Consider the following 24,424-nt stretch of genomic DNA (forward strand, 5'->3'; position numbering starts at 1 on the left):
TAACTACAAGCACACCGATGACAAAAACAACTTATGGCACTGATACCAAAGGAAACGGAGCTACAAGAAGGATTAACAACAATTTTTGAAGACCTTCTTCTCAAAAAAGAAGGTGTAAAGAAAGAACTTATCCGTACAAGAAAAGATTTCAACATTGCCTGTGATCAGCACATCAAAAGTGGATTTCAATCCGAGCAGGACTGGGTGAACGCTAATGCATCTCATCAAAATAAATTCATAGAATATGAGATGTACTGCCACATAATAGACATTATCACTGACTTTAAAGACATACATGGGCAATTTCCCGAATATATGGAAATGCACCGGACCTTAAGCCAGATTATGATAAAGCTAGCTCAGGACGAAAAGTATGAACTTGCAGCCATAGCCAAGCTATGGGTAGATAGAATCGAGTCTACGATCCAAGAACACAGCTATTGTTAATAGCTATAGATTACCCTGCTTTTTAAAATGAAGAAGTGAGAAAATAATATAAAACACGAAAATAATAGGAACTGCCATAACCTTAAGCAACAAGACCATCACCAAAGAAACGATCAGAAACAGGTATTTGAATTTATTATCGTTCCAACTTAATGAACTTAACTTCATCGAGAATAGCCGAAGTTCAGAAACAAGCAACAAACTACAAACCAATGTCAGCGCCAGTAGAAAATACAGATTCCCAATCAAATAAGGATACGAACTCGCTAAAAAGGGAAGAGAAACAATCAAAAACGTATTCATAGGTGTATTGACCCCAATAAAATCAGACGTTTGCCGTTCATCAAGATTAAACTTAGCTAATCGCAAAGCCGAAAACACGGTAATCAAAAAACCAAAGTAAGGGATATAGACATTCTCCGTAGCTTGCATTAGTAAGCTGTACATTACTGCTCCGGGCAGAAAACCAAAGCTAACCATATCTGCCAACGAATCCAGTTCCTTCCCTATTAACGACTTTACATGGAGCAAACGTGCGACCATCCCGTCAAAGAAATCAAAAATACCAGACGCCAAGACACAGTATAATGCCAACGTATATTCACCTCTCAAAACAAACAAAACACCAATACAACCGCTAAAAAGATTCAGACAAGTTATGGTATTCGGAATATATTTTTTCATCGTATGTATTTACAATATGTACAAAAAAAGCCATCTAAAACTAGATGGCTTAAAAATATCAATTTAATACGGATTATCCATTCATACTCATCAAAAATTCTTCGTTTGAGCGCGTTCCTCTTAATTGTTGAAGCAAAAACTCCATTGCTTCAGTCGAGTTCATATCCGAAAGATGATTTCTCAATACCCATAGACGCTGCAACGCATCTTTATCCATCAACAAGTCATCACGACGCGTACTCGAAGCTGTAAGATCAATAGCAGGGAACAGACGCTTGTTAGCAAGCTTACGATCCAATTGAAGCTCCATATTACCTGTACCTTTGAACTCTTCGAAGATAACATCATCCATTTTAGACCCCGTATCAGTCAACGCAGTTGCCAAAATAGTCAATGATCCACCGTTTTCTATATTACGGGCTGCACCAAAGAAACGCTTAGGCTTATGTAATGCATTTGCATCCACACCTCCTGATAAAATCTTACCGGAAGCAGGAGCTACTGTATTGTATGCACGCGCAAGACGTGTAATAGAATCTAACAAAATAACCACATCATGGCCACATTCTACCATACGCTTAGCTTTCTCTAATACAATATTAGCAATCTTCACATGTCTATCAGCAGGCTCATCAAATGTAGACGAAACCACTTCAGCACGTACGGATCTAGCCATATCAGTTACCTCCTCAGGACGCTCATCAATCAATAGAATGATAAGGTACACTTCAGGGTGATTTTTCGCAATTGCATTAGCAACCTCTTTCAACAAATTGGTTTTACCTGTTTTAGGCTGAGCTACGATTAATCCACGTTGTCCTTTACCGATAGGTGTAAAAAGGTCCATAATACGAGTGGAATAATTGTTTGTACCTAAATCCAGATTTAACTTTTCATCAGGGAACAAAGGCGTTAAGAAATCAAATGGAACACGATCTCTCATTTCCGCAGGATTTTGGCCATTGATAGACTCAATTCTCACTAAAGGAAAATATTTTTCACCTTCTTTAGGAGGACGGATACTACCTCTCACATTATCACCAGTCTTAAGTCCAAATAACTTAATTTGAGACTGGGATACATAAATATCATCTGGAGAAGTCAGGTAGTTGTAATCCGAAGAGCGTAAGAATCCATAACCATCCGGCATAATTTCTAATACACCTTCATTAACAATTACATTATCAAAATCTGTATTTGTTGAAGATGAACTTTCCGCCTTTTTACTTTCCACAGGACTCCCCTGCTCTTGTACCGCTTGCACAGGCTCATTAATAACAGATTCTGAATTAAACAAATTTGGTGTAGCCTCATCCTCCGGTTTATCGCGACGCGCAACAGGAGAAGCTTCTGTTTTTACAGTCCGGGTACGACGACGAGGTTTTTCTGCCGAATCATCTTCCTCTTCTGATCCTCCAGCTACGGCCGGCACTTCCGCTATTGGTTGCTGAGCAATCTCAGCAATCCTATCAATTAATTCTTGTTTACGAAGCTTTTCAACCTCGACAATGCCTAACACCTTCGCGATCTCGCGCAATTCTGACACGAGCTTTGAATTCAATTCGTTAATATTCATTAATGTTGAATTATGATTGTACTTTTTGGATTTTTAATAGTTTGAAATTTAACCTTAAAACTTAATAGGCTTTCCTTTTTAAGTTACTATAATCAAAACGAAAAAAATATCACTTTCTTATTTTGAATCAGGATAAACTTGAGAATGCACAAAGAAAACCATAAGATTTGATATTTCAAAAAAAAAATAAAAAATCTATCCGAATACAAATACTTATTGTCCATATAGATATCATTTTGATTTAAACATATTTATTTTTTTCGTATGTTTAGCTTCTGTAAGTACAACTTAAACCAAAAGCACCACTACAATAACAGGAATGAGATAAATTAGGAATATAAAAGATAAAACACTTTACATATTCCATATGCCCATTAAAAATCAAATTATATACATATGAATAATAATAAGGAAACAAATTATTCTGCCCTATACACCTTAATTGTTGTATTCTTCTTTTGGGGCTTTATCGCTGCCGGAAACAGCATTTTCATTCCTTTCTGCAAAAACTATTTCCACCTAGATCAGTTTCAATCGCAACTTATTGATTTCGCCTTCTATAGCGCGTATTACGTAGGAGCATTGCTACTTTTTATTTTCGGAACACTTTCAGGCCGAGACATCGTTGGCAAGTGGGGATACAAAAGAAGTATCGTCTATGGCTTATTATTTTCAGCTTTGGGGGCAGCGGCAATGATTGTTGCAGTAGAAGTAAACCTATATTTTGGAATGCTTATCGGTTTATTCATTGTAGCACTCGGCTTTTCCCTACAGCAAACCGCAGCCAATCCATTTGCTGTATTATTAGGCGACCCTAAGACTGGAGCTTCTCGGGTCAACTTAGGGGGCGCTGTCAATTCTTTTGGGACTACTATTGGCCCCTTAGTGATCGGTTATGCGCTCTTTGGTACATTTGAAACAATTTCAGATACCGAAATATCAAACCTACCGCTCAACAAGGTGATCTACCTTTATATAGGAGTTGGTTTGTTATTTATCCTTGCGGCAGGACTATTTCATTTTTCAAAAAAAGTACCAGCAGGTATTAACGATGAACCTATGGAATCAGCCAACAAAGCTAAAAACACCCTCATTACCATGACTGTTCTATTAGCCTGTATGTTTATCCCGGTTTTCTTAAGCTACAAAAGCGATATTGCCTTACAGATTGTTGGTCTACAAGAGCAGATCAAATCAACCGCCGATAGCGGGTTAATCCAACAGCTAAAAAGTCAGATCAAAGAAATCGGTCACCCACTGGAGTTAAAACGGATGGCGCTTTTATTTGGTGCTTTCATTGTTGTCGTAGGGTCACTGTTATTTTCCTATAGCCGAGCGACCAAAGCAGCAGAAGGCTGGGGTGCGATGAAATACCCACAGCTTGTATTAGGTATGTTAGCCCTTTTCATCTATGTTGGTGTAGAAGTTGCAATCGGCAGTAATCTAGGAGAATTATTAACATTAGAAGAATTTGGCAGTCTGCAATCTTCCGAGATTACCCCCTATATCTCGATGTACTGGGGAGGTATGATGATTGGACGTTGGGCAGGAGCTGTTGCCGCATTTAACTTTGCTAAAGCAACAAAACAAGTTCTTGTTGCCACCGTACCATTTGTAGCCTTTGGAATTATCTTAGCTGTAAATGCTATAGCCGGCTTTGATATGTCTCATTTATTTTTCTTTGCGATCTGTATCGCAGTGCAGGTCATCGCATTTTTCATCAGCAAGGAAAAACCAGTTCGTACATTAGTCATTTTTGGATCTTTAGGTGTCCTCGCTATGTTTATCGGATTAGTATCTTCCGGTACAGTTGCAATCTACGCTTTCCTTACTGGAGGTTTAGCCTGTTCCATTATGTGGGGATCTATTTTCTCCCTTTCTATCGTAGGTATTGGCAAGTACACTGAACAAGGCTCCGCATTTTTAGTAATGATGATTCTTGGTGGCGGTATCATCCCTCCTATACAAGGTAAGTTGGCAGATATCATTGGAATACATAACTCTTACATCATTCCGTTGCTTGGTTTTATGTATATTATAACTTTTGCGATCCTAGCTAAGCGCTTCCTCAAGAAACAAAATATCGACATTGACCAAGTTGAAGGCTCCGCGAGTCATTAAACAGAAAGCTAATTGTACTTTCTACACTAAGTTTTAAATAAAAAAAACGTCCTTAGCGATAGCCTGAGGGCGTTTTTTTTATTTATCAGCTTTTCTTTTCAAAATATTACGTTAGTTTATCATGGATATTTGTTAATAAAAATGTATCTTCGAGGTGCATATAAACATTTGAATTACTGGACTAAAACAAACTAGAATGATCATTATTGCAGATGGAGGTTCAACCAAAACCAATTGGTGCCTATTAGACGATAATCAAAAAAAAATCTATTTCAATACCGAGGGCTATAATCCCTATTTCGTAGGAAGTGACTATATTGTAAACTCTCTAAAAAAGGGATTACCGCAAGACCTTCCTTTAGACAAAATAAAAGAGGTTAACTACTACGGAGCAGGCGTACATAATGAAGAAAAAGCAAAGATTGTCGAAGAGGCTTTCCGTGTATTATTTCCAAATGCAAAAATTGAAATCGGCCACGACCTACTCGCTGCAGCAAGAGCCTTATTAGGTAAAGAAGCTGGTTTTGCGGCAATATTAGGCACAGGTACAAACAGCTGTATCTACGATGGTAACGAAATCACACACAACATCAACTCTGCCGCCTATATTCTAGGAGATGAAGGCTCTGGCTCTTACATAGGAAAGAAACTATTGACTGAATTTGTTCGTGGTTTAATGCCAAGCGATATCGCAGAGGTATTTTTTGAGACTTACAAACTGACGCCAGACGAGATAATGGACAATGTCTATACAAAACCTCTTGCAAACCGTTTTTGTGCTAGTTTTAGCAAGTTTGTTTATGACAACAACGTAAATATCGAATATACACGCAAGATTGTTGACGACTCGTTTGAGGCATTCTTTGCAAACCTAGTAAGTAAATATCCAGATTACCAAAGCTATACCTTCAACTGTATTGGCTCAGTAGGCTATAATTTCAGAAATGTATTGGAAGAAAAAGCCAACCAGTACGGAATGAAAGTAGGAAAAATATTACGTTCGCCGATTGACGACCTCGTAAAATTCCATATTGATAGATCAATGGGGAACTAATCCGACGTTAACCCTATCAACAAAAAAAGAGGAACATTTTTAGATGTTCCTCTTTTTTTGCTCTATAAGGATAATATTTCACCTACATCCGGAAGATGCAAGGTAGCCCCCTCCGCAGCGAACACTTTCTTAGCCTCTTCCTTATCAATAGAAATCGGCGGAAAAGTATCATAATGAATACCTACAACTTGCTTGCAGTTGACAAACTTAGAAGCTTTGACCGCATCATACATATCCATGGTATAATGTCCTCCGATAGGTAAGAAAGCCCAATCCAATGCCAGGTCCTCCAATAATTTCATTTCCAAAGTCAATGCAGTATCCCCTGCAAAATAAATCTTCTTATCACCTATAAAGAAAATAAAACCACAAGGCATTCCACCAAAAGCACCATCTGGTGTAGAGTTAGTGTGCAACGCATACACCATTTTAACCTTACCAAAAGGAAGATTTAATGTCCCGCCAAAATTAAACTCAATAACCTTATCCTCCGACACACCTTCCCTTCTTACCCATGCAGCAGTCTCAACGATTGCCGCGACAGTTGCATCACTATTCTTCTGGATTTCCAACATATCCGCCACATGATCTTGATGGCCATGGCTTAGGAAAATATACGAAGGTTGTAATGACTGCACATCAACACCTTTGGCCAAGGGATTAAAAGACACAAAAGGATCCAAAAGCACCTTACTGCCATTAAAGTCAAACTCTACACAAGACTGCCCCAGATATCGGGCACTTATATTATTACTATTCATATAAAACCGCCCGTTACTATTTATTAAAGAGATTACCTAAACCACCCAATCCCCCAAACATATCCTGTGTAGCAGCCTGCATCTCCGTCTGACTTACATTTTCAGCCTGAGCCAATGCCTTATTAAGCGCAACCAACAAAAGATCCTCGATCTGCTCTTTATCCCCCTCTGCAAACAATTCCTCACTGATAACAATCTCTTTTATCTCCTTATTTGCTGTAGCTACAACACGGACCTTTCCTCCTTCAGCCTCCGCAGAAACAGATATATTATCTAACCTAGACTTAATCTCCTGCGCCTTCTGTTGCGCTTGAAATAACTTATCGAACATAGTATTTTGTTTATTTTAAATATTCTCCAATTCCATATAGCCAACATTTCTTAGAACACTCCCTCAGAAACATCTCCTATACTTTTCTTCGACCAAAATACGAAATCAAGATTGTAGCTCAAAATAACGAACATAATTAGGTTTATATCCCGGCCCTGCTTAAATTTGTAACATGACAAAATATAAGGAGATAATAGCTACGCTAAAGCAGCAAGACGATATATTGGCCGAACATTGGGAGGAGGAAATCGACACCATCATCCACAAATTAAAATTTCTTACACCCGATGCCATTCCTTCCGTCTGCATCGTAGATCAAAATAACTTTCAGGCGATCTATTCAGAGGAACTTCAGGAAAAAGCAAAAGTAGCCGGAGGTACTTTAGCAAACAATCTTCATGCTGACGTTGCTGTTCTCATTATAATCCAGCGCGATGAAAGCTTATACAGCGTAATACCCACTTTTATCAATTTACAGGCGGACAGCAAAGCTGTAGCAAACAACAATATATATATCATCCAAACGCATCAGTTCAACGAAAGCGAAGAGAACTATCTACAGGATGTCGAAATACTGGCGGAAATCATCCAACCCAAATACTTTATTTTTGGACGGAACGGCTCAGACTGGATCAAATTTGACCTCAGCTAATACAATCCAACAAGAAGGGCATCCTTTTTCAAGATGCCCTTCTTCTTTATCTAGCTATTAATTCGAGAATTTCTTTCTCAACAGAATGTAAAACTTATCAACCGTTTGCGGTTTCTCCGTCCATCCATTTTTCAAGGCATAGTTAGATTGTAAAAAGGCATCTGCTTCTGCAAAATTGTTGAATCTATTTAACAACTCTAGTGCCTCACTATAAGCTAAGCTATAGCCATTAAACAAGTCTTTAATAAACAACAACTTATCATTCAAACTTACCGCCGATTTCAAATCTGTCACGCGCTCCTGGGCATTAGATGTTTGGAACTGCTGTGTCATATTCACCCCTGCAAGACGTTGTTGTTGAATTAACTCATTTATAGTCAATGGTCTTGTAGACTCTTCCTGTACGACTGTCTCCACTTTGACCTCGACCTGCTCCACAACCAGCACTTTCTTTTCTTCAATCACTTCACGCACCACAGGTTCCTCCTCCTTCTTGACCGGAGCCACAGGTTCTTCCCTCTGTTGTTCTGCTTCAAAAGAAACTTTCGTCTCCACTGCCGGAGACTGATCTACAAAACTGGCTGGCACTTCCTCCCGTACCGGCGTCACTGGAGCCACAGGGATTTCCTCAAATACAGCCTGCGAGTCTACTTCTTTCGTAATCTCCGATTCCGGCGTAAATACAGGAACAGGGGGCACAGACTCCAATACAACATCCTGCACAAACTCTACCTCTTCAAACTCGACAAAGTATCCCAGCGCTTTGATATGATTCGACAGGTAATCAATATCTCCCTCTAAAAGAGTCAGTTCCACCGCATCGAGTTCCTCATTAGACTTTAACAATTCATATTTAGCGTTAATATCAGAAAGAAGGTAACCTATCTTCGCAAACAATTGATCTTTAGACTTAGCCATGGGTATTGTATTTTTTTTTATAATGAACACTAGTATCCTACATCTTAGGTATACCAAAAATAAGATATAATTTCGATATTCGTGCTGTTGTAAGTACGGATTTGTGATATATTAACAGTTCCCAAAGCACTATTAATAAATAAAAAATATGTTATTTTCCGAACAGTATTTCAATAGAAGAGATGGGCAGACGGGGAGCATCGAGGTGATTTGTGGATCTATGTTTTCGGGAAAGACCGAAGAGCTTATCCGCAGAATGAAGCGGGCTCAATTCGCCAAACTTCCAGTTGAAATATTCAAACCTTCCATTGATGTAAGGTATGCAGAAAAGGAGGTTGTATCACATGACAGCAACAGCATTCCATCAACTCCTGTCAGTCATTCCTCCGCTATACTACTTTTGAGTAGCGAGACCAAAGTAGTAGGCATAGATGAGGCACAGTTTTTCGATGACGAACTACCTAATGTCTGTGTCCAACTCGCCAACAAAGGTGTACGTGTGATCGTAGCAGGTCTGGACATGGATTTTCAAGGTAAACCATTTGGTCCCATCCCTGCCCTTCTTGCCGTTGCTGAGCACATCACAAAAGTACATGCCGTCTGTGTACGATGTGGATCACCAGCCAACTATTCCCACCGGACTACAGCACATGAAAACATCGTATTATTGGGAGAGAAAGAAAGCTATGAACCACTATGTAGATACTGCTACCACACAGCAAACGATATTTAACACAAACTTAATTTTAAGTAACCTTAAATATGCAAGTAAGCCCCTACTTTTGTAGTGTACTTCATAAAGATGAGTTTCATCAAAATTTAGGTTAAAAATTGGTTAGTTAAAAACACTCTTGCCCATCAAGAGTGTTTTTTTTATAATTGTCCAGTCAGCACCATATCCATCGGGTTGACTTGCGACCGATAACGATGGATCAACTTCCCGTTTTCATCAACCAAAAACTTCTCAAAATTCCATTTAATAGCCCCTGTAAAGTCTGGGTTAGGCTGTTCGATCAAAAATTTGAATAAGGGGTCAATCTTATCCCCCTTCACCTCAACCTTTTCCGCCATAAGAAAGCTTACACCATAGTTTTCTTGGCAAAATTCTTTAATCTCTCCATTGGCACCAGGTTCTTGATTACCAAAATTATTGGCAGGAAATCCTATGATGACCAGATTGTCTCCATATAATGTATGCAACTCCTGCAAATCCTTATATTGTTTCGTAAAACCACATTTTGATGCAGTATTCACAATCAATATTTTTTTACCCTTAAACTCCGAAAGCTCAATCTTCTTTCCATCTATAGATGTGAAAGAAAAATCATACACACTAGGTGGTGGTGCAATCATATTAAGCACCATAATCAATGCAACTGTAAACATAATTAACGCTTTTTGTTTTAAATTACTTAAAAATCCACATTACTTGCCTCCCGCTGTATGATAAAATGAAATATCTCTTCTATCGGCGAGCGCAATATTTTTCCAACTTCCACCCCATGGAGATTGCAAACCGCTTGCAGATGCATATCAAAGACATACGCAATACTGCCCACAAAGTTGCATTTATACTCCCAAAAATTGGGGTACGTCATAATATTTGTACGTACGAACTCATCAAACCCATCTGTCAAAAGCTTATCAACATAAGGGTGGGCTCTATGTTCCGACATAAATGGCATAAACGATGCCAAATAAGAATTAGGACGGTCCCGTTGATACACGTTCTTGATGACAATATCTTTGGTAACGTGATACTTAGTCTCGAAGAGTTTAGCTAAATCCCGTGGCATAGTACCATAGAGAAAGCTTGTTATCAATCTTTTTCCAAACCAAGCCCCCGACCCTTCATCGCCTAAAACATAACCATTACCATGGAGACTGGTTCGTAGATTCTCTCCTTCATAGTAACTGATATCGGAACCTGTACCCAGTGTAGCCACCAGACCATTTGTTGATCCACAGGTCGCATACGCTGCCCCCAGCAAATCGGACTCCACAGCAATAAATGCTTTCGGGAACAATACAGTTAATGCATTCGACACAATCTCTCTTCGGTCAGGAGTAATGCAGCCTGCTCCAAAAAAATAGACTTCTCTTATTTCATCAATATAAGGTATAATCTCAGGCACATCTTTCAGAACCTTCTCTATTTCCTTTTCATTTACGAAAAAAGGATTCAGTCCCTGTGTCTTAAAAAACAAGGGCTTACTATCTGGTACATTCAACATCCAATCCGAACTAGACGAACCGCTATCCGCAACTAAAATCATTCTTTCTTACTTTACAAACAACAATACTTTTGTATGTCAAACTTAGATAAAATGCTTTGCATTCACCAATTCCGAAGTGAAAAATTACCGTTGACAACTGCCTTTTATATATCAGATATAATTTTGAACTCCCCCCCATTACCGCTACCTTTGAGTCAGGTTGTCAAAATAAGCATCCCATAAATATATTCATGAAATATCCCTGTTTAAAAACCCAGTGCATTAAGTGTAATGATATGATACCGATACACACGGGAGAGAAAAATCGGGATATGTTATTTCATTAAAGAACAACTTATTTATATATGAACCCCTCTATTCATTTTACACTCTCATTCAGCGAACCACAGGCACATTATGTAGAAGTGGAAATGCACATCAAATCCTTCACTTCTTTAGAATATCTCGATTTAAAAATGCCGGTATGGGCCCCAGGCTCCTACCTGATTCGCGAGTATCCAAAAAATGTAGAACGCTTTTCAGCCTCATCGGTCGATGGCCAAGAACTTAAAGCCTACAAAACAAGCAAGAATACATGGAGAGTAGCTCATGATAAAAAAGACATTGTTGTTAAATATGCTGTTTATGCGTTTGAGAACTCGGTACGTACCAGTCATATCGACCACTCCCATGCCTTTCTCAGTCCAGTAGGTATTTTTATGTTTGTTCATGAGCACCTGCACCTTCCCTGTGAGATTACCGTCAGCATGCCCACGCACTGGAACAAAATATCAACAGGCTTAGAGCCCGGTAAAGACGCAAATACCTATCATGCGGACAACTTCGATATCCTTTATGATAGCCCCTTAGAAATAGGGAATCAAGATATCTGGTCCTTCGAAGTACAAGGTGTGCCACATGAATTTGCCATGGTAGGGGTAGCCGATTATAATCGTGAACAAATCACCAGCGATGTTTCAAAGATAATAGCTGAAGAAAACAGGATATGGGGTTCCAACCCCAATCAACATTACACCTTTATCACGCACAATTATCAGAACGCACACGGAGGCCTCGAGCACCTTAACTCAACCGTACTCGCTGCTTCAAGATATACCTATGGCCAGCCGAGCACCTATAAAGGTTACCTCAGTCTTGTCGCTCATGAATACTTTCACCTGTGGAATGTAAAACGTCTACGTCCAAAAGCCTTAGGGCCTTTTGACTACGAGCAAGAAAACTATACCACAGGATTGTGGATTATGGAAGGTTTTACATCCTATTACGACAATTTGATTGTACGCAGATGTGGCTTTTATGACGAACGCGAGTACTTACAACAATTAGCCATAGACTTCAACACAGTCTACAATAGGCCAGGTTACGAATTACAAAGCGCTGCCAGTTCCAGTTTTGATACGTGGATCAAACAATATAGACCCGATGAGAACTCCCATAACACAAGTATCTCCTACTATAACAAAGGAGCCATGCTTGCGGTTGCTTTAGACCTTAAAATCATAGCAGAGACAAAAGGACAGCGCCGATTAGACGATGTGATTAAAGCCGCTTACCAGCAGTTCTACCTGATTGAAAACAGAGGGTTCGAAGAAGATGAATTTCTCCTTTTAGCAGAACAAATCGCAGGCGTAGATTTACATGAAATATTCCAGGCAGCACATAGCCTGGAAGAGCTAGATTACAACAGATATTTTAATGCGGTAGGCTATCAATTGATTGATCATAATGCCAATCAGAACACCCCTACGTTAGGCATAAAAATCCTACACAGCGAAAGCAAAACCATCGTAAAACAGGTAGATCGTAATTCTGGCGCGTGGAATGGAGGATTGAATGTCGAAGACGAGTTGATCGCTATAAATGGTTATCGGATAGACCCGCAGAGCAAAGCGTTCGACTACATCTTATCCCAGGCAAAAATTGGCGGCACCGTAAGTATACTTATATCCCGGGACGGTTTAGTGAGCACTTTGGAAATCCCAGTACTTCCTTCGGACAAGAAAGCATTTAGTATAGAAGCTATCCCTGATGCGGATACTGCAACACTTGAATTAGGAAAAATATGGTTGTCTCTATAGAGACAACCATATTTCTTAGAACTTATACCTCACCGAAAATCCAAACGGATCGATCAATCGGATACTAGACTCCTGGATAAAGTCCAAGTAAGGCTTTAGATCCAATGAAATTGATACCGGAGTGGTTGGTATTTTGTACTCTACACCGATTATCCCATCAATACTCAAAGCTATCTCAGAATCTTTAGGATAATCTCGTCCATTTTCATAATCACGATAAGCCTTTTGCGTATAGCTCCCGATACTTCCTCCAAAACCATAATACCACGAAAAGTCATCACTAATTGGCTTATGAAATTCATACAAGCCGACAAACCGAAAACGATTAGTTCTTGAGTTACTCTGTATACTCATTATTGCTTCCACAGCACGGTCCGGAGATAGCGTATATCGATAATTAAAACCGGTTGCCGAGCCAAATCGTGCTCCAATAGCATGTTGGCTATCCAACTGTGCAAAACTGTCCTTACCTACAAAAAGCAAAATTGCTACAAATAGAAGACTACGTAAAGTTTGATTCATACTTAAATACTATATTCCAATAAATTTCAAAATTAAAACATTTCCACTGTAAAAAAAATCATTACCACCAAAGCGACATCTCCCTAGTAGACACAGCCTAGGTTAAATAGACACTCTGGTTTAAGTTTCATAATACATATAACGCATAAAAATTTAAATAGGTATATCGTCCTCACCTTTTTCACCATTTTTGATTTCAATTGTTCAGCATGATTCACTATATTTATACAAGCCACAGTTTAGGACTCAGACCCCATTTGTAAACATCAAAAACGACAAGATCATGAGCAACGTAACCAGACTATTTGATTATATAAAAAAAGACCAGCCTACAGCAGGACGCGAGCTTCTGCTCGCAAAAAGAAGTGCCAATGGCTGGAAGGAATATAACAAAAGCGAGATAATAGAGCTTGTCGACAACCTCAGCAAAGGAATTCTATCTAAAGGTCTACAAAAAGGAGATCGTGTTGCCCTTATGTCAGGCAATAGACCGGAGTGGAATATCATTGACTTCGCCTGTAATCAGATTGGGATTGCCTTAGTTCCTTTATACCCCACCCTCGCTGCGCAAGATCTTTCCTATATCATCAATGATGCTGATGTTAAGCTGATTTTTGTGAGCAATCAAGATCTTACAGAGAAAGTGGACAATGTCCTCCGTGAAAATCAATTAGCCATCGAAGTATACACCTTCGACGACATTGAAAACCACAAAAATTATAATGAATTAGTCGAAGAGGGCAAAGCACAGCCTCTAGACCTTACTCCTTATAATGACGCAGTCACATCCGAAGATTTACTCACCCTTATTTATACATCCGGTACTACCGGCAAACCTAAGGGAGTCTGTCTTACACACAACAACATCATCAGTAACGTAGAAGCCTGTAACCATCTATTGACGGACGATATCACCAAAGCACTAAGCTTTCTTCCGCTTTGTCATATATTCGAGCGTATGGTCGTTTACCTCTACATCTCAAAAGGAGTACATATCTATTATGCCGAAAATCTGGACAACATTGTCGTAGATATCAATGAAGTACAGCCACAGGTCTTCACGACTGTTCCACGTGTATTGGAAAAAGTTTACGATAAAGTAGTCGAAAAAGGGAAAGCATTGACAGGAATCAAAAAAGCGCTTTTCTTTTGGGCAGTCAACCTTGGACACGAATATAAAGAACCTCTTTCCAATTCCGCATTTTACAACTTCAAACTAAGCATCGCCCGCAAATTAATCTTTTCAAAATGGCAAGAAGCACTGGGAGGGCATATCAAATTTATAATATCAGGAGGAGCTGCATTACAAGAACGGTTAGCTCGGGTATTCTGGGCAGCAGGTATTAAAGTGTTAGAAGGATACGGTCTTACAGAAACTTCACCCGTAATTGCCGTTAACTCCTGGGATCCCAAAGATGTGAAATTTGGTTCCGTAGGCCGTGTTTTAAAAAATCTCGACGTCAAAATAGCGGAGGATGGAGAAATACTGGTGAAAGGACCTTCCATATCTACAGGCTACTACAAAAATGAAGAAGCCACCAAAGAATCTATAGACGAACAGAACTATTTTCACACTGGTGATATCGGTGAGCTCACTCCAGACGGCTTCCTACGTATTACCGATCGAAAAAAAGAAATGTTTAAAACTGCAGGTGGTAAATATGTTGCCCCTCAAGTACTCGAAAACAAGCTTATGGAATCAACATTAATTGCACAGGTAATGGTCATCGGAGAAAACCAACGTTTCCCTTCAGCATTAATTGTTCCTGCCTTCGAAGAACTTGAAAAATACTGCAAATTCAAAGGAATTCCGTATGAATCCAAAGAGAAAATAATTGAAACTCCACAGATTCTAGAAAAGTACCAGCAGGAAGTTAACAAAGCAAATGCTAACTTTGGGCACTGGGAACAGATTAAAAAATTTGTTCTACTGCCTACTGAGTGGACGATAGATAGTGGTGAACTGACTCCAAAACTATCACTCAAAAGAAAGGTAATACTACAAAAATTTGACACGACGATCAAAGGGATATATGCAGAATAATACGGAGGGAATTAGAGAAAAAAGCACATTACTAAAAAAAGCTAAAGGTTTTGGTCAGCTATTGCTTGATGCAGGGAACGGCTTCATCGACGATAATTGCATGAAAATGAGCGCATCGCTAGCTTATTATACCGTTTTCTCTATCGGCCCTTTATTGATTATACTGGTATGGGCTCTAGGTTTTCTCTATGGCAATCATCTTGATGGCCCTAACGGAGCACAGAATACGGTTATGACCGAGCTGACTGAGCTCTTTGGGCCCGAGATATCCAAGCTACTGGAAAGTGCTGTGCAGCAAATTTCCTTTGAGAACAAATCCAGCATTGGTCTAATCGTTGGTATCTCTACCCTTATTGTTACAGCCACCACTATATTCGTAGACATCCAAAACTCGATAAACACCATTTGGAAAATTAAAGTGAAGCCCAAAAAAGGCTGGTTGAAACTTATTATAAATCGCCTGATTTCGTTCTCCATGATAGTCGGATTAAGCTTTCTCCTCATGGCCTCTCTTTTGATCAGTAGCGTCATAGGAATCATCACCCGGCATCTACAGAATCTTTTAGGCGACTGGAATATTCAATTCTGGGGATGGATCAACTCTGGGATAACCTTCGTCATCATTGCTTTACTATTCGGCTTTATCTTTGCCGTTTTACCCGATGCCAAGGTACGTTTTCGTGATATACTCGGGGGCTCTATCTTTACTACCATATTATTTATGATTGGTAAATATGGGATCTCCCTCTATCTATCCGTCAATGCCACTGCTACAGCTTACGGTGCAGCCGGATCAATTATTATCCTTCTCGCCTGGGTTTACTACTCAGCAGCCATATTATATTACGGAGCCGAATTCACAAAAGAATATGCCTTACGCTACGGTAGTGGTGTCAAACCGGCCTCTTTTGCAGTCTTAATAAAACAAACCGAGCTCGAAATAGATCCCAGTCACACAAAGGCGAAGAAAATAAAAAAGCATAACGATTCCATCTAATTTGACAGTTCAAGATAAAAGTGTTCAGCATATGTTGTTGGCAGGATTTTTCTTTGCCATTATGAATGTGTGTGTCAAGTATGTAACCCACCTACCCACACTTGAAGTAGTTCTATTTCGTTCGGTTTTTAGCCTCATCGTCACCTATTATCTGCTGCGAAAAAATAACATCCCACCGTTAGGAAAAAACATCGGTACCTTGACATTACGTGGTATAGCTGGATGCTTGGGGCTCATCGGTTCCTTTTACACCCTACAGCATATCCCACTAGCCTCTGCTGTTACCATCAATTACCTTTCCCCGTTCTTCACCGCTATATTGGGAATATTCATCGTCAAACAAAAGGTAAGAGCCATTCAATTCCTTTACTTCGCCATTTCAATAACAGGGGTTATTCTTCTAAAAGGTTTTGATTTTAGGATAAGCACCTTAGATCTCATTATTGGTCTAGGGGCCGCTTTTTTCGCAGGAGTAGCTTACAACATGATTGCCAAAGCCAAAAATGACGAGCATCCTTTAGTTATTATATTTTACTTTCCCCTGCTTACGATACCTGTCGCTGCCGTGTATTGTCTTTACGACTGGGTAACACCGATTGGTATAGATTGGTTCTATCTCCTATTGATTGGTGTATTCACGCAATTGGCCCAATACTATATGACCCTTTCCTATCAGACGGCCAATCTCGCAAAAGTAGCCAGTCTGAATTACCTAGGCGTAATATACGCTTTGGGTTTTGGTTACTTTATTTTCGACGAAAGCTTTAATACCATGAGTTTCGTTGCCATTGGCATTATACTGATCGGCGTGTTTCTCAACTTGTTTGACCAAAAGATATTCGGAAAATTTAAAAAAACGGGCTAATCTAAAAAGCAACAAATGGTCGTCATTGTGAACCTGAGGAACGATGGTGCGGCAATCTAACTTACTTAAAACACAGATTGCTTCGTCATACTTCCTCGCAAAGACGAGAAATTTAAGCTTTTCGGACAGCCCGGCTCCGATACCCGCAAACGCGAGAATTCTATTTTACATTATAATAGTAAACTGTTCGTCCGATTCTGCCGGCATTATCTATACCTTCAACTACGACTTTATATTTACCGTTACCATCCGCATTGAAATAATCAAGAGCTATCGTTCCTGTTTCATCGATCATAATATCCGGATTCCAATACACTGTCGTTCTATAATCATTAGTCGATTTACTTTGGTCTGTATCGTATTTAGGCATATAAAACTTACGTTCTTTAATATAACCCAATGGATATAAATCCACGACATTTGACTTCGGAAGCAAGGCCTCTATCTGTGCCAATGTCATACGAGGACCTTTCGGTTTTTCCTTCTTTGTGATAATAGAAACCACACCGTCATTTTGATACAGACGGCTCACCGTCCCCAAGTCATCTCGATTAAAAATCTCAATCGCTTCGATTTCCATAGGGACAATAGAATTAAGTGTGTTCTCGTCAATAGGCATTCCATTCAAGAAAAACTGTACCGGAACCCGGCTACCTTGATTATAGCTACGGGTCAGATAGTATTTCAGGGTCTGACTATCATAGGTCACTCCGGTCAGTAGCGTATTCAAACACATGGTCAGCATATTACATCCACTGAGACGATCCCCTTCAATGCGATGATCCGCCATAGAGAGACCAGATAGTGCTGAGAACTCTTTACTTGTCCGTACTTCCTTTCGGGAAGCGGTTACTGTAACTTCATCGATAAGGTTAGATGTTCTGAATTCATTCTTACTATTCGCTAGATAATCTACCATTTGCTTATCGATATTTAAGATATCGTTCGCTTTATACGGATTATTATTATCTACTTCCGGGTAATAAGATTGATCTAAATTAATAACAAGATTTCTGTAATTATCGTTACTTCTTGCATTTACAGTTACCTTCACCGAGTCAGGAAAATTCAAATCCTGAAAAACAAATCGACCATCTTTATCCGTATACGCATCTTTTCGCAATGCACGTGCAGGTATAGACAACAGTAATCCTCCATTTGGATATGGCCTTCCTGTATTCAGACGTAATGTTCCTGAGATTGCTATCCCTTGTTCGGGCATAAAATTAACCTGTGGATACTTCTCAGCCACCAATTCATCATAATTGAAACGGCGGAAACCTTGCGTCATCAATAGGGCGTCCATAGCCTGTTTTCTATTAGCGACTTCCTTGTCAAAATAATAACCCGGTTTCTCGATAAAACCGCGCAGATCAGATATCAATAAAAGACTGCTCAGGATACCATTCTCCTGATGGTCATCATAAGGAACCTTTGTTTCATCTATCACCGATACCGATAGTGCTAGGCTAGCATTTTTCATAGTGGCCTGCGCACCATAGATCAGTTGCCCATTCATTTGTCCAAAAATGTAAAAAGGCTGATTTTCAATCTTTGGAAAATAACTATCACTGGCTACCAGCCCCACCTGTATTGCTTCCTCATCCACTTTAGTAACCACCACATTAATCCCTTCGGACTGCACTTGAGGAAGATCAAACGTACTTTCAGCTCCTCCATCCACAGATACAGTCGCTTTATAGTGCTCTCCTGCAACAGGCAATAGGTTAAAATACCCCATCCCTAGTCCCAAATCAGCAAACTCAACAACAACCTTTTTCTTACTATCAATAATCTTACCTTTCACCTTTACACCTTTTCCCTCTGTGTTCACAGCCTTAAAAGCGACATTCTTCGCTACACCAGCCAATAAATCACCTCCTTCAGGGAAAAACTGCACATCCAAAGTCTCCGCTAAAGCGTTCTTCAACGGAAAATCGCCTATCATGGAGGACTCCCCATCGACCTTTACAATCAGACGACCTTTTTTCAGCATTTCCTTATCCTTCGATGAGAAAGAGACCGTCACTCTCCCCATATCATCCGTTTCGGATTTCCCCTTATCAAAAGGATCCCAACCATCGATCGCCTCCCAGGTAACTTTCTTCTTAGCTAATAAAGCACCTTTGGAATCTCGAAACTGAATGGTTGCTTTTGTCTTATTCCCTTCTGGTGAATAAACAATCTCCGATGCTAGCTTTTTATTGATTGCATCACCAACCGTCACAATCTTATTGAAGAAATAACCTACATCAAAGTTCATCATCCATTTCGTATAGGCCCTAAAACGGTAATTATCCTGCTTCATGACTTGAGGGTCTAACACAAAATAACCTGCTCCGGCATTGTTCTTTAAAGGAATACGTAATGTCTGAATTAATGAGTCCCGTCCATTTATAATATCAACATAAGCAATCTTACTCGGATCATAAGCCACGGGGTTATGATACAGATAAGTTTTAAACCAAAGCGTATCCCCTACCGCATAATAAGGTTTATCAAAATGTACGTGCACCTTCTCCAGTGGGTATACCCCGAAGTATTTCTGTACACGGTCTACAACCGTATTAATAGGAATTCGAGGGACTTCTTGTGCCCGTACCGTCTGAAAAAATAGAAGTAATAGAAATAAGGAATAAATAGGATATATCTTTTTCATCTAATAAATTGTCTTAAACCGCCTATGTCGGTTACATCAAAGCGTATTTAGCTAAAGATAAATATTTTTACCTTTTATCCGCCTGAATTCCTAAAATTAAGCAGGTAATTTAACACATTTTCAGATATACCTAAGCGAACACAGAGTCTATACTTTTCTGAGGACACATTTATAACAATGGAGCCATTAGCCTACAGACCGAATCTACCCCACGCTTCCACCGAGGTCGGTTCATCCAGTCGGCCAAAGTCAAAATATCGCAGTCTAATTTATCTAAATCAAAAAGTTGCTCTGCTTGCAGACATAACGACGTATCCGAGACCACTGCAGCAATTTCGTAGTTGATATAAAAGCTTCTGATGTCTAAGTTAACCGTTCCGATAAAAGTCAATTTACCATCTACTGTCATCGTTTTTGCATGTAGAAATCCCTTCTTATACAATAAGACCTCGACTCCTCTTTCCAGTAGAGGTTTCAAAAAAGAAAATGAAGCATGTTGCACAAAGTAAGAGTCTGAAGTAGAAGGTATCATCAACTCGACCTTCACCCCAGAGGCCGCTGCAACAATCAATGCACGTTCAAGTTCCTCACTTGGGATATAATAGGGAGTACACAGGCGCACATGCTGATTAGCTTCACCGATAGCAATCAACATGGCTTCCATATTATAAGGACCTACCGATGCTGGATCACTGGATACAAACCCAACGCCTGCATCTCCAGTAGATTCTTTATGCATTCTTATCATATGCAAGTAGCCATCCTCCAACAGAAAGGGTGCACCATCTGTCTGATTCCAGGAACTCCAAAAATTAATCTGCAACATATTAATCGCCAACCCTTCCATACGTAGTGAAATATCACGCCAGTAAGCAGCCTTTCTATTCGCAGAAGTATTACTGTACCTATCTGAAATATTAATTCCACCTACATATCCTATCTTACCATCTATCACTACAATCTTGCGATGGTTTCGATAGTTTGAATTGGCTAAAGACGTGAATGTAACAGGAAGGAACGCATGAAAATCAATCCGTGATTCTTTAGCACGGCGCATATATTTGACTAGATCCGGAGACCCGAAACTATCCACGATCAGTCGGACTACGACCCCTTCAGCGGCTTTCTCTTCCAAGATATTCAAGATATCCAATCCTACATGATCGGGCTGAAAAATATAATACTCCATATGGATAGAATGCTTCGCTGCCCGCAGATCATTTTTCAATGCTTCAAATTTCTCTTCACCATTTATCAAAAGCCGAACATCATTATCCAATGTAGGTGAAGACAACCGTTCTCTTTTCATCAAGCGGAATACTTTAGACAGATCCCCGATCTCGGCATGTATATCCTGGATAAAAGACTCCATCAGCGGATCCAACAACTCCCATTGCTTTTCCAAGCGTAGCGCCTGCTGCTTATTGATCTTCTTTATCTTCTGAACCTTAACAAACTTCTGCCCAAAGAAATAATATAAGATAAGTCCAATAAAAGGGATAAATATAATCACCAGGATCCAAGCAATGGTTTTTGTAGGGTTCCGATTTTCAATCAAAATCGCACTGATAACCCCAATATATAGGATTGCCAATGGAACCCAATACCAACTTAAAGCAAAATCAACAAAAGGTCTTATCGTCTCCATAGGATGGATATTTATTTCACAACCGAAATATACCAATTATAAAAAGGCTATACAAGCAAAAAGCCTATGCGAGGCATAGGCTTTTTGTTTGTATAGATTAAATCTCTCGATCCTTATCCCAATTTTCCAGGTAGTCTCCCACTCTTTTCAGGAACGTACCACCTAAAGCTCCATCAATAACCCGATGATCATACGACATCGTCAAATACATCATATGACGGATAGCGATTACATCTCCAGCTTCTGTCTCCAAGACTGCTGGTTTTTTGGTAATAGTACCTACAGCTAGTATAGCTGCCTGAGGCTGATTGATAATAGGCATACCAAATATATTACCAAAGGCACCAATATTGGTAAACGTAAACGTTCCGCCTTGAGTATCATCAGGCTTCAGTTGGTTACCCCGCGCACGAACAGCTAAATCATTGACCGCTTTACTAAGACCTACCAAACTCAATTGATCTGCATCCTTAATAACCGGAACAATTAGATTACCAGAAGGCAATGCCGCAGCCATACCGATATTGATATGTTTTCTTTTAATGATATTATGCCCATCAACAGACACATTAATCATAGGAAAATCCTTCAGTGCTTTTGTGATGGCCTCTATAATTAAAGGTGTGAATGTAATATTTTCGCCTTCTCTTTTCTTAAAACTATCTTTTACCTTATTACGCCAATTGACAAGATTGGTGACATCTGCCTCAACCACTGAAAACACATGGGGTGAAGTACGGATGCTATTAACCATATGATCAGCAATCAATCGGCGCATACGGTCCATTTCAATAATTTCGTCGCCATTATTAGCCTTTACCACCTGTGCTGGAGTTGCAGGAACTTGCTTTTCGGGCTTGACTTCAACAGGTCCAGCATTAACAGCCAGCCTACTAACAGACCCCGAATTAGACCGCTGACTGATATAATTTAACACGTCCTGTTTCGTCACTCTACCATCCGAACCAGATCCACTAATCTCGCCCAACTCTTCTGTAGACAAACCCTCCTGTTGTGCTATACTTTTCACCAATGGAGAATAAAACCGTTCTTCATTAGTGGCACTTCTCTCCCGAGTTGGAGATACGGTAGACTGACGTTCCAAAACATCCAATCCAGGAATAGACGTTTCATGCTTTTTCTCTTCGTAAGTAGTAGCTTCTACAGCAGTCGTTGCAACTGGTTCTTCCACATCACCGGCCCCTTCTACCTCCAACAGAGCAATTACATCACCCACCTGTGCAACTTGTCCTTCTTCAAATAGAATTTCTTTCAGTATACCTTGAACAGGTGAGGGAACTTCTGAATCCACCTTGTCGGTTGCCACTTCGACTACGGTTTCGTCCTCATCAATACGCTCTCCCACAGCTTTCACCCATTTCGTCAAAGTCGCTTCAGAAACACTCTCCCCCATCTTTGGAAGTACCAATTTGAATATTCCCATAATTATTTTGTGTTTTATCGCACTAAGTTAAAGAATTACGAATGAAATCCCTAAAAACAAAATATAATATTTGAAAACAAAGTTATCCTGAAATTATATTCCACTATTTACCCTTATCCTTCTTATACAGTTTCCACAACATATTCAAAGCCTGCGCTATACTTCTTTCAATATTAACCTGCCTATCATTACGAAAGTGAAACAACTGGGTTACGGTTTCAAATGGGCCGGCTACGGCAATCCAGACTGTTCCAACCGGTTTTTCAGGAGTTCCGCCTGTAGGTCCAGCGATTCCACTCGTCGCAATACCGTATGTTGCACCGCCCACCCGCTTTACACCTTCAGCCATTTGAATAACAGTTTGTTCACTTACTGCACCAAAAGCCTTTAAGATTTCTTCATCAACGCCTAACAATTGTTGCTTAATACGATTATGATAAGCTACAATACCACAGTCGAACATAGCGCTTGCTCCTGACACAGCAGTGATCGAACCTGCCAACAGCCCCCCGGTACAACTTTCCGCTATAGCCAAGCGAATACCATCTTTAGCGAACTCTTCAACTATAGCCTCCTCAATAGTCACATCCTTTTCAGCAACCAGATACGGCTCTGTACGGGTAGCAATACGTTGTGCAAAACTGTCCGTCTCTTCTTTGAGTCCTCCTGCATCTACACCTACAGCAGACAGGCGGAGCCGCACTGTACCTAATTTTGGCAAATAAGCCAAGCGGATATAAGATGGTAATTCCGCTTCTATATCGGCAATTAGTTCTGCCAAATAGGACTCTCCAATCCCCATCGTTATAACATGTGCATGATAGATATTCACATTGGCTCGAAAAGCAGACAACTTAGGTAGCACTCTTTTTTCTAGGAGAAACTTCATTTCAAAAGGCACCCCCGGTAAAAATGCAAAGCACCGTCCTTCATGTTCCACCCACATTCCAGGTGCAGTTCCGACATCGTTAAAGAGTACCTCACTACAGGCCAACACGTCAGCTTGTCCGTAGTTCATGGCAGGCATAGGCCGTCCATTCCCGAATTTCTCAAAAATAGACATCACATGACTCAATACCTGTTCATCCCGAATCAATGTTGTTTGAAAATAAGAAGCGATAGTTTCTTTAGTCACATCATCTTTGGTGGGACCGAGCCCTCCAGTGACTATAATAAGATCTGACCGTTTAGCGGCCTCATCCAAGGCATGGGTAATAGCTTCTCTATTATCTGAAATTGAAGTAATCTGCCGGACTGCTATATTCTGCGCATCCAAGAGTTGTCCCAGCCATGCCGAATTCGTATCGACCACCTGACCGAGCAATATTTCATCGCCTATGGTTATAATTTCAGCGTTCATGGTTACAATAATATTATGAAGTTATA

General features: G+C 39.9%; 21 protein-coding genes. 9 read left to right on the forward strand and 12 right to left on the reverse strand.

The annotated features are described in order from the left end of the window. Positions 1–33 precede the first annotated feature (33 nt). Positions 34–447, forward strand: coding sequence for a hypothetical protein (locus JKG64_RS09985; protein ID WP_210354123.1), 414 nt, complete (start codon positions 34–36; stop codon positions 445–447). Positions 448–450: 3 nt separating this feature from the next. Here JKG64_RS09985 and pssA read toward each other — a convergent pair whose 3' ends face one another. After that, entirely contained in the window at positions 451–1,131 is a 681-nt protein-coding gene (gene pssA / locus JKG64_RS09990) for a CDP-diacylglycerol--serine O-phosphatidyltransferase (RefSeq protein WP_210354124.1), read from the reverse strand. Positions 1,132–1,204: 73 nt separating this feature from the next. Further along, a complete protein-coding gene (rho, locus tag JKG64_RS09995; RefSeq protein WP_210354125.1) occupies positions 1,205–2,707 on the reverse strand; it encodes a transcription termination factor Rho in 1,503 nt (500 codons plus the stop codon). Between the two features lie 396 nt (positions 2,708–3,103). On the opposite strand from rho, the gene JKG64_RS10000 reads away from it, so the two are divergent. Continuing rightward, entirely contained in the window at positions 3,104–4,828 is a 1,725-nt protein-coding gene (locus JKG64_RS10000; RefSeq protein ID WP_210354126.1) for an MFS transporter, read from the forward strand. Between the two features lie 196 nt (positions 4,829–5,024). Beyond that, a complete protein-coding gene (locus JKG64_RS10005) occupies positions 5,025–5,882 on the forward strand; it encodes an N-acetylglucosamine kinase (protein WP_210354127.1) in 858 nt (285 codons plus the stop codon). 62 nt (positions 5,883–5,944) lie between these two features. Here the strand turns inward: JKG64_RS10005 and JKG64_RS10010 are convergent, their stop codons facing one another. After that, positions 5,945–6,643: a metal-dependent hydrolase gene (locus JKG64_RS10010; protein ID WP_246512525.1), complete on the reverse strand. Its 699-nt coding sequence runs from the start codon at positions 6,641–6,643 to the stop codon at positions 5,945–5,947. A 16-nt stretch (positions 6,644–6,659) separates the two neighbouring features. Beyond that, positions 6,660–6,974, reverse strand: coding sequence for a YbaB/EbfC family nucleoid-associated protein (locus tag JKG64_RS10015; protein WP_210354128.1), 315 nt, complete (start codon positions 6,972–6,974; stop codon positions 6,660–6,662). A 172-nt stretch (positions 6,975–7,146) separates the two neighbouring features. Here JKG64_RS10015 and JKG64_RS10020 point away from each other — a divergent pair, with 172 nt between their 5' ends. After that, complete coding sequence (locus tag JKG64_RS10020) at positions 7,147–7,626, forward strand: hypothetical protein (RefSeq protein WP_210354129.1); 480 nt, start codon at positions 7,147–7,149, stop codon at positions 7,624–7,626. A 57-nt stretch (positions 7,627–7,683) separates the two neighbouring features. Here the strand turns inward: JKG64_RS10020 and JKG64_RS10025 are convergent, their stop codons facing one another. After that, positions 7,684–8,544, reverse strand: a complete 861-nt coding sequence (locus tag JKG64_RS10025) for a hypothetical protein (RefSeq protein ID WP_210354130.1) — start codon at positions 8,542–8,544, stop codon at positions 7,684–7,686. A 148-nt stretch (positions 8,545–8,692) separates the two neighbouring features. Between JKG64_RS10025 and JKG64_RS10030 the strand changes: the two genes are divergently transcribed. Beyond that, positions 8,693–9,277 carry a thymidine kinase gene (locus tag JKG64_RS10030; protein WP_210354131.1) on the forward strand — a complete coding sequence of 195 codons (585 nt, stop codon included), beginning with the start codon at positions 8,693–8,695 and terminating at the stop codon, positions 9,275–9,277. A 140-nt stretch (positions 9,278–9,417) separates the two neighbouring features. On the opposite strand, the gene JKG64_RS10035 is transcribed toward JKG64_RS10030, so the two are convergent. Both JKG64_RS10035 and JKG64_RS10040 read right to left on the reverse strand, forming a co-directional pair. After that, positions 9,418–9,930, reverse strand: coding sequence for a glutathione peroxidase (locus JKG64_RS10035; protein WP_210354132.1), 513 nt, complete (start codon positions 9,928–9,930; stop codon positions 9,418–9,420). A 26-nt stretch (positions 9,931–9,956) separates the two neighbouring features. Next, positions 9,957–10,820: an N-acetylglucosamine kinase gene (locus JKG64_RS10040; protein ID WP_210354133.1), complete on the reverse strand. Its 864-nt coding sequence runs from the start codon at positions 10,818–10,820 to the stop codon at positions 9,957–9,959. A 305-nt stretch (positions 10,821–11,125) separates the two neighbouring features. Here JKG64_RS10040 and JKG64_RS10045 point away from each other — a divergent pair, with 305 nt between their 5' ends. Further along, a complete protein-coding gene (locus JKG64_RS10045; protein WP_210354134.1) occupies positions 11,126–12,859 on the forward strand; it encodes a M61 family metallopeptidase in 1,734 nt (577 codons plus the stop codon). Positions 12,860–12,874: 15 nt separating this feature from the next. Here the strand turns inward: JKG64_RS10045 and JKG64_RS10050 are convergent, their stop codons facing one another. After that, a complete protein-coding gene (locus JKG64_RS10050; protein WP_210354135.1) occupies positions 12,875–13,381 on the reverse strand; it encodes a hypothetical protein in 507 nt (168 codons plus the stop codon). Between the two features lie 283 nt (positions 13,382–13,664). On the opposite strand from JKG64_RS10050, the gene JKG64_RS10055 reads away from it, so the two are divergent. Genes JKG64_RS10055 through JKG64_RS10065 form a run of 3 tightly spaced genes read left to right on the forward strand, consistent with a single transcriptional unit; the run spans position 13,665 to position 17,287 of the window. Next, positions 13,665–15,425: an AMP-dependent synthetase/ligase gene (locus tag JKG64_RS10055; RefSeq protein ID WP_210354136.1), complete on the forward strand. Its 1,761-nt coding sequence runs from the start codon at positions 13,665–13,667 to the stop codon at positions 15,423–15,425. Continuing rightward, positions 15,415–16,422, forward strand: a complete 1,008-nt coding sequence (locus JKG64_RS10060) for a YihY/virulence factor BrkB family protein (RefSeq protein ID WP_210354137.1) — start codon at positions 15,415–15,417, stop codon at positions 16,420–16,422. The genes JKG64_RS10055 and JKG64_RS10060 overlap by 11 nt, the downstream gene beginning before the upstream one ends. A 1-nt stretch (position 16,423) precedes the next feature. Further along, on the forward strand, positions 16,424–17,287 hold the full coding sequence (locus JKG64_RS10065; RefSeq protein ID WP_210354138.1) for a DMT family transporter: 864 nt from the start codon (positions 16,424–16,426) through the stop codon (positions 17,285–17,287). Positions 17,288–17,447: 160 nt separating this feature from the next. On the opposite strand, the gene JKG64_RS10070 is transcribed toward JKG64_RS10065, so the two are convergent. The 4 genes from JKG64_RS10070 to JKG64_RS10085 form a co-directional block, all read right to left on the reverse strand. Beyond that, a complete protein-coding gene (locus JKG64_RS10070) occupies positions 17,448–19,946 on the reverse strand; it encodes a carboxypeptidase-like regulatory domain-containing protein (protein ID WP_210354139.1) in 2,499 nt (832 codons plus the stop codon). Positions 19,947–20,115: 169 nt separating this feature from the next. Then, positions 20,116–21,594, reverse strand: a complete 1,479-nt coding sequence (cls, locus tag JKG64_RS10075) for a cardiolipin synthase (protein ID WP_210354140.1) — start codon at positions 21,592–21,594, stop codon at positions 20,116–20,118. Positions 21,595–21,691: 97 nt separating this feature from the next. Further along, the gene (locus JKG64_RS10080; RefSeq protein ID WP_210354141.1) at positions 21,692–23,038 is read right to left on the reverse strand and encodes a dihydrolipoamide acetyltransferase family protein; all 1,347 of its coding nucleotides are present in this window, start codon (positions 23,036–23,038) and stop codon (positions 21,692–21,694) included. A gap of 103 nt (positions 23,039–23,141) precedes the next feature. Continuing rightward, complete coding sequence (locus JKG64_RS10085; RefSeq protein ID WP_210354142.1) at positions 23,142–24,398, reverse strand: competence/damage-inducible protein A; 1,257 nt, start codon at positions 24,396–24,398, stop codon at positions 23,142–23,144. Positions 24,399–24,424 lie beyond the last annotated feature (26 nt).

This window comes from Sphingobacterium tabacisoli, assembly GCF_017908035.1.
In the GTDB taxonomy this organism is placed as follows: domain Bacteria; phylum Bacteroidota; class Bacteroidia; order Sphingobacteriales; family Sphingobacteriaceae; genus Sphingobacterium; species Sphingobacterium tabacisoli.

What these genes read in the sequence shown, in the direction of transcription:
- JKG64_RS10040 (WP_210354133.1), bottom strand. Translation starts at nt 10,820, where the DNA reads ATGATTTTAGTTGCGGATAGCGGTTCGTCTAGTTCGGATTGGATGTTG.
- JKG64_RS10080 (WP_210354141.1), bottom strand. Translation starts at nt 23,038, where the DNA reads ATGGGAATATTCAAATTGGTACTTCCAAAGATGGGGGAGAGTGTTTCT.
- cls (WP_210354140.1), bottom strand. Translation starts at nt 21,594, where the DNA reads ATGGAGACGATAAGACCTTTTGTTGATTTTGCTTTAAGTTGGTATTGG.
- JKG64_RS10020 (WP_210354129.1), top strand. Translation starts at nt 7,147, where the DNA reads ATGACAAAATATAAGGAGATAATAGCTACGCTAAAGCAGCAAGACGAT.
- JKG64_RS10045 (WP_210354134.1), top strand. Translation starts at nt 11,126, where the DNA reads ATGAACCCCTCTATTCATTTTACACTCTCATTCAGCGAACCACAGGCA.
- JKG64_RS10060 (WP_210354137.1), top strand. Translation starts at nt 15,415, where the DNA reads ATGCAGAATAATACGGAGGGAATTAGAGAAAAAAGCACATTACTAAAA.
- JKG64_RS10005 (WP_210354127.1), top strand. Translation starts at nt 5,025, where the DNA reads ATGATCATTATTGCAGATGGAGGTTCAACCAAAACCAATTGGTGCCTA.
- pssA (WP_210354124.1), bottom strand. Translation starts at nt 1,131, where the DNA reads ATGAAAAAATATATTCCGAATACCATAACTTGTCTGAATCTTTTTAGC.
- JKG64_RS09985 (WP_210354123.1), top strand. Translation starts at nt 34, where the DNA reads ATGGCACTGATACCAAAGGAAACGGAGCTACAAGAAGGATTAACAACA.
- JKG64_RS10030 (WP_210354131.1), top strand. Translation starts at nt 8,693, where the DNA reads ATGTTATTTTCCGAACAGTATTTCAATAGAAGAGATGGGCAGACGGGG.
- rho (WP_210354125.1), bottom strand. Translation starts at nt 2,707, where the DNA reads ATGAATATTAACGAATTGAATTCAAAGCTCGTGTCAGAATTGCGCGAG.
- JKG64_RS10015 (WP_210354128.1), bottom strand. Translation starts at nt 6,974, where the DNA reads ATGTTCGATAAGTTATTTCAAGCGCAACAGAAGGCGCAGGAGATTAAG.
- JKG64_RS10025 (WP_210354130.1), bottom strand. Translation starts at nt 8,544, where the DNA reads ATGGCTAAGTCTAAAGATCAATTGTTTGCGAAGATAGGTTACCTTCTT.
- JKG64_RS10000 (WP_210354126.1), top strand. Translation starts at nt 3,104, where the DNA reads ATGAATAATAATAAGGAAACAAATTATTCTGCCCTATACACCTTAATT.
- JKG64_RS10010 (WP_246512525.1), bottom strand. Translation starts at nt 6,643, where the DNA reads ATGAATAGTAATAATATAAGTGCCCGATATCTGGGGCAGTCTTGTGTA.
- JKG64_RS10055 (WP_210354136.1), top strand. Translation starts at nt 13,665, where the DNA reads ATGAGCAACGTAACCAGACTATTTGATTATATAAAAAAAGACCAGCCT.
- JKG64_RS10085 (WP_210354142.1), bottom strand. Translation starts at nt 24,398, where the DNA reads ATGAACGCTGAAATTATAACCATAGGCGATGAAATATTGCTCGGTCAG.
- JKG64_RS10070 (WP_210354139.1), bottom strand. Translation starts at nt 19,946, where the DNA reads ATGAAAAAGATATATCCTATTTATTCCTTATTTCTATTACTTCTATTT.
- JKG64_RS10050 (WP_210354135.1), bottom strand. Translation starts at nt 13,381, where the DNA reads ATGAATCAAACTTTACGTAGTCTTCTATTTGTAGCAATTTTGCTTTTT.
- JKG64_RS10035 (WP_210354132.1), bottom strand. Translation starts at nt 9,930, where the DNA reads ATGTTTACAGTTGCATTGATTATGGTGCTTAATATGATTGCACCACCA.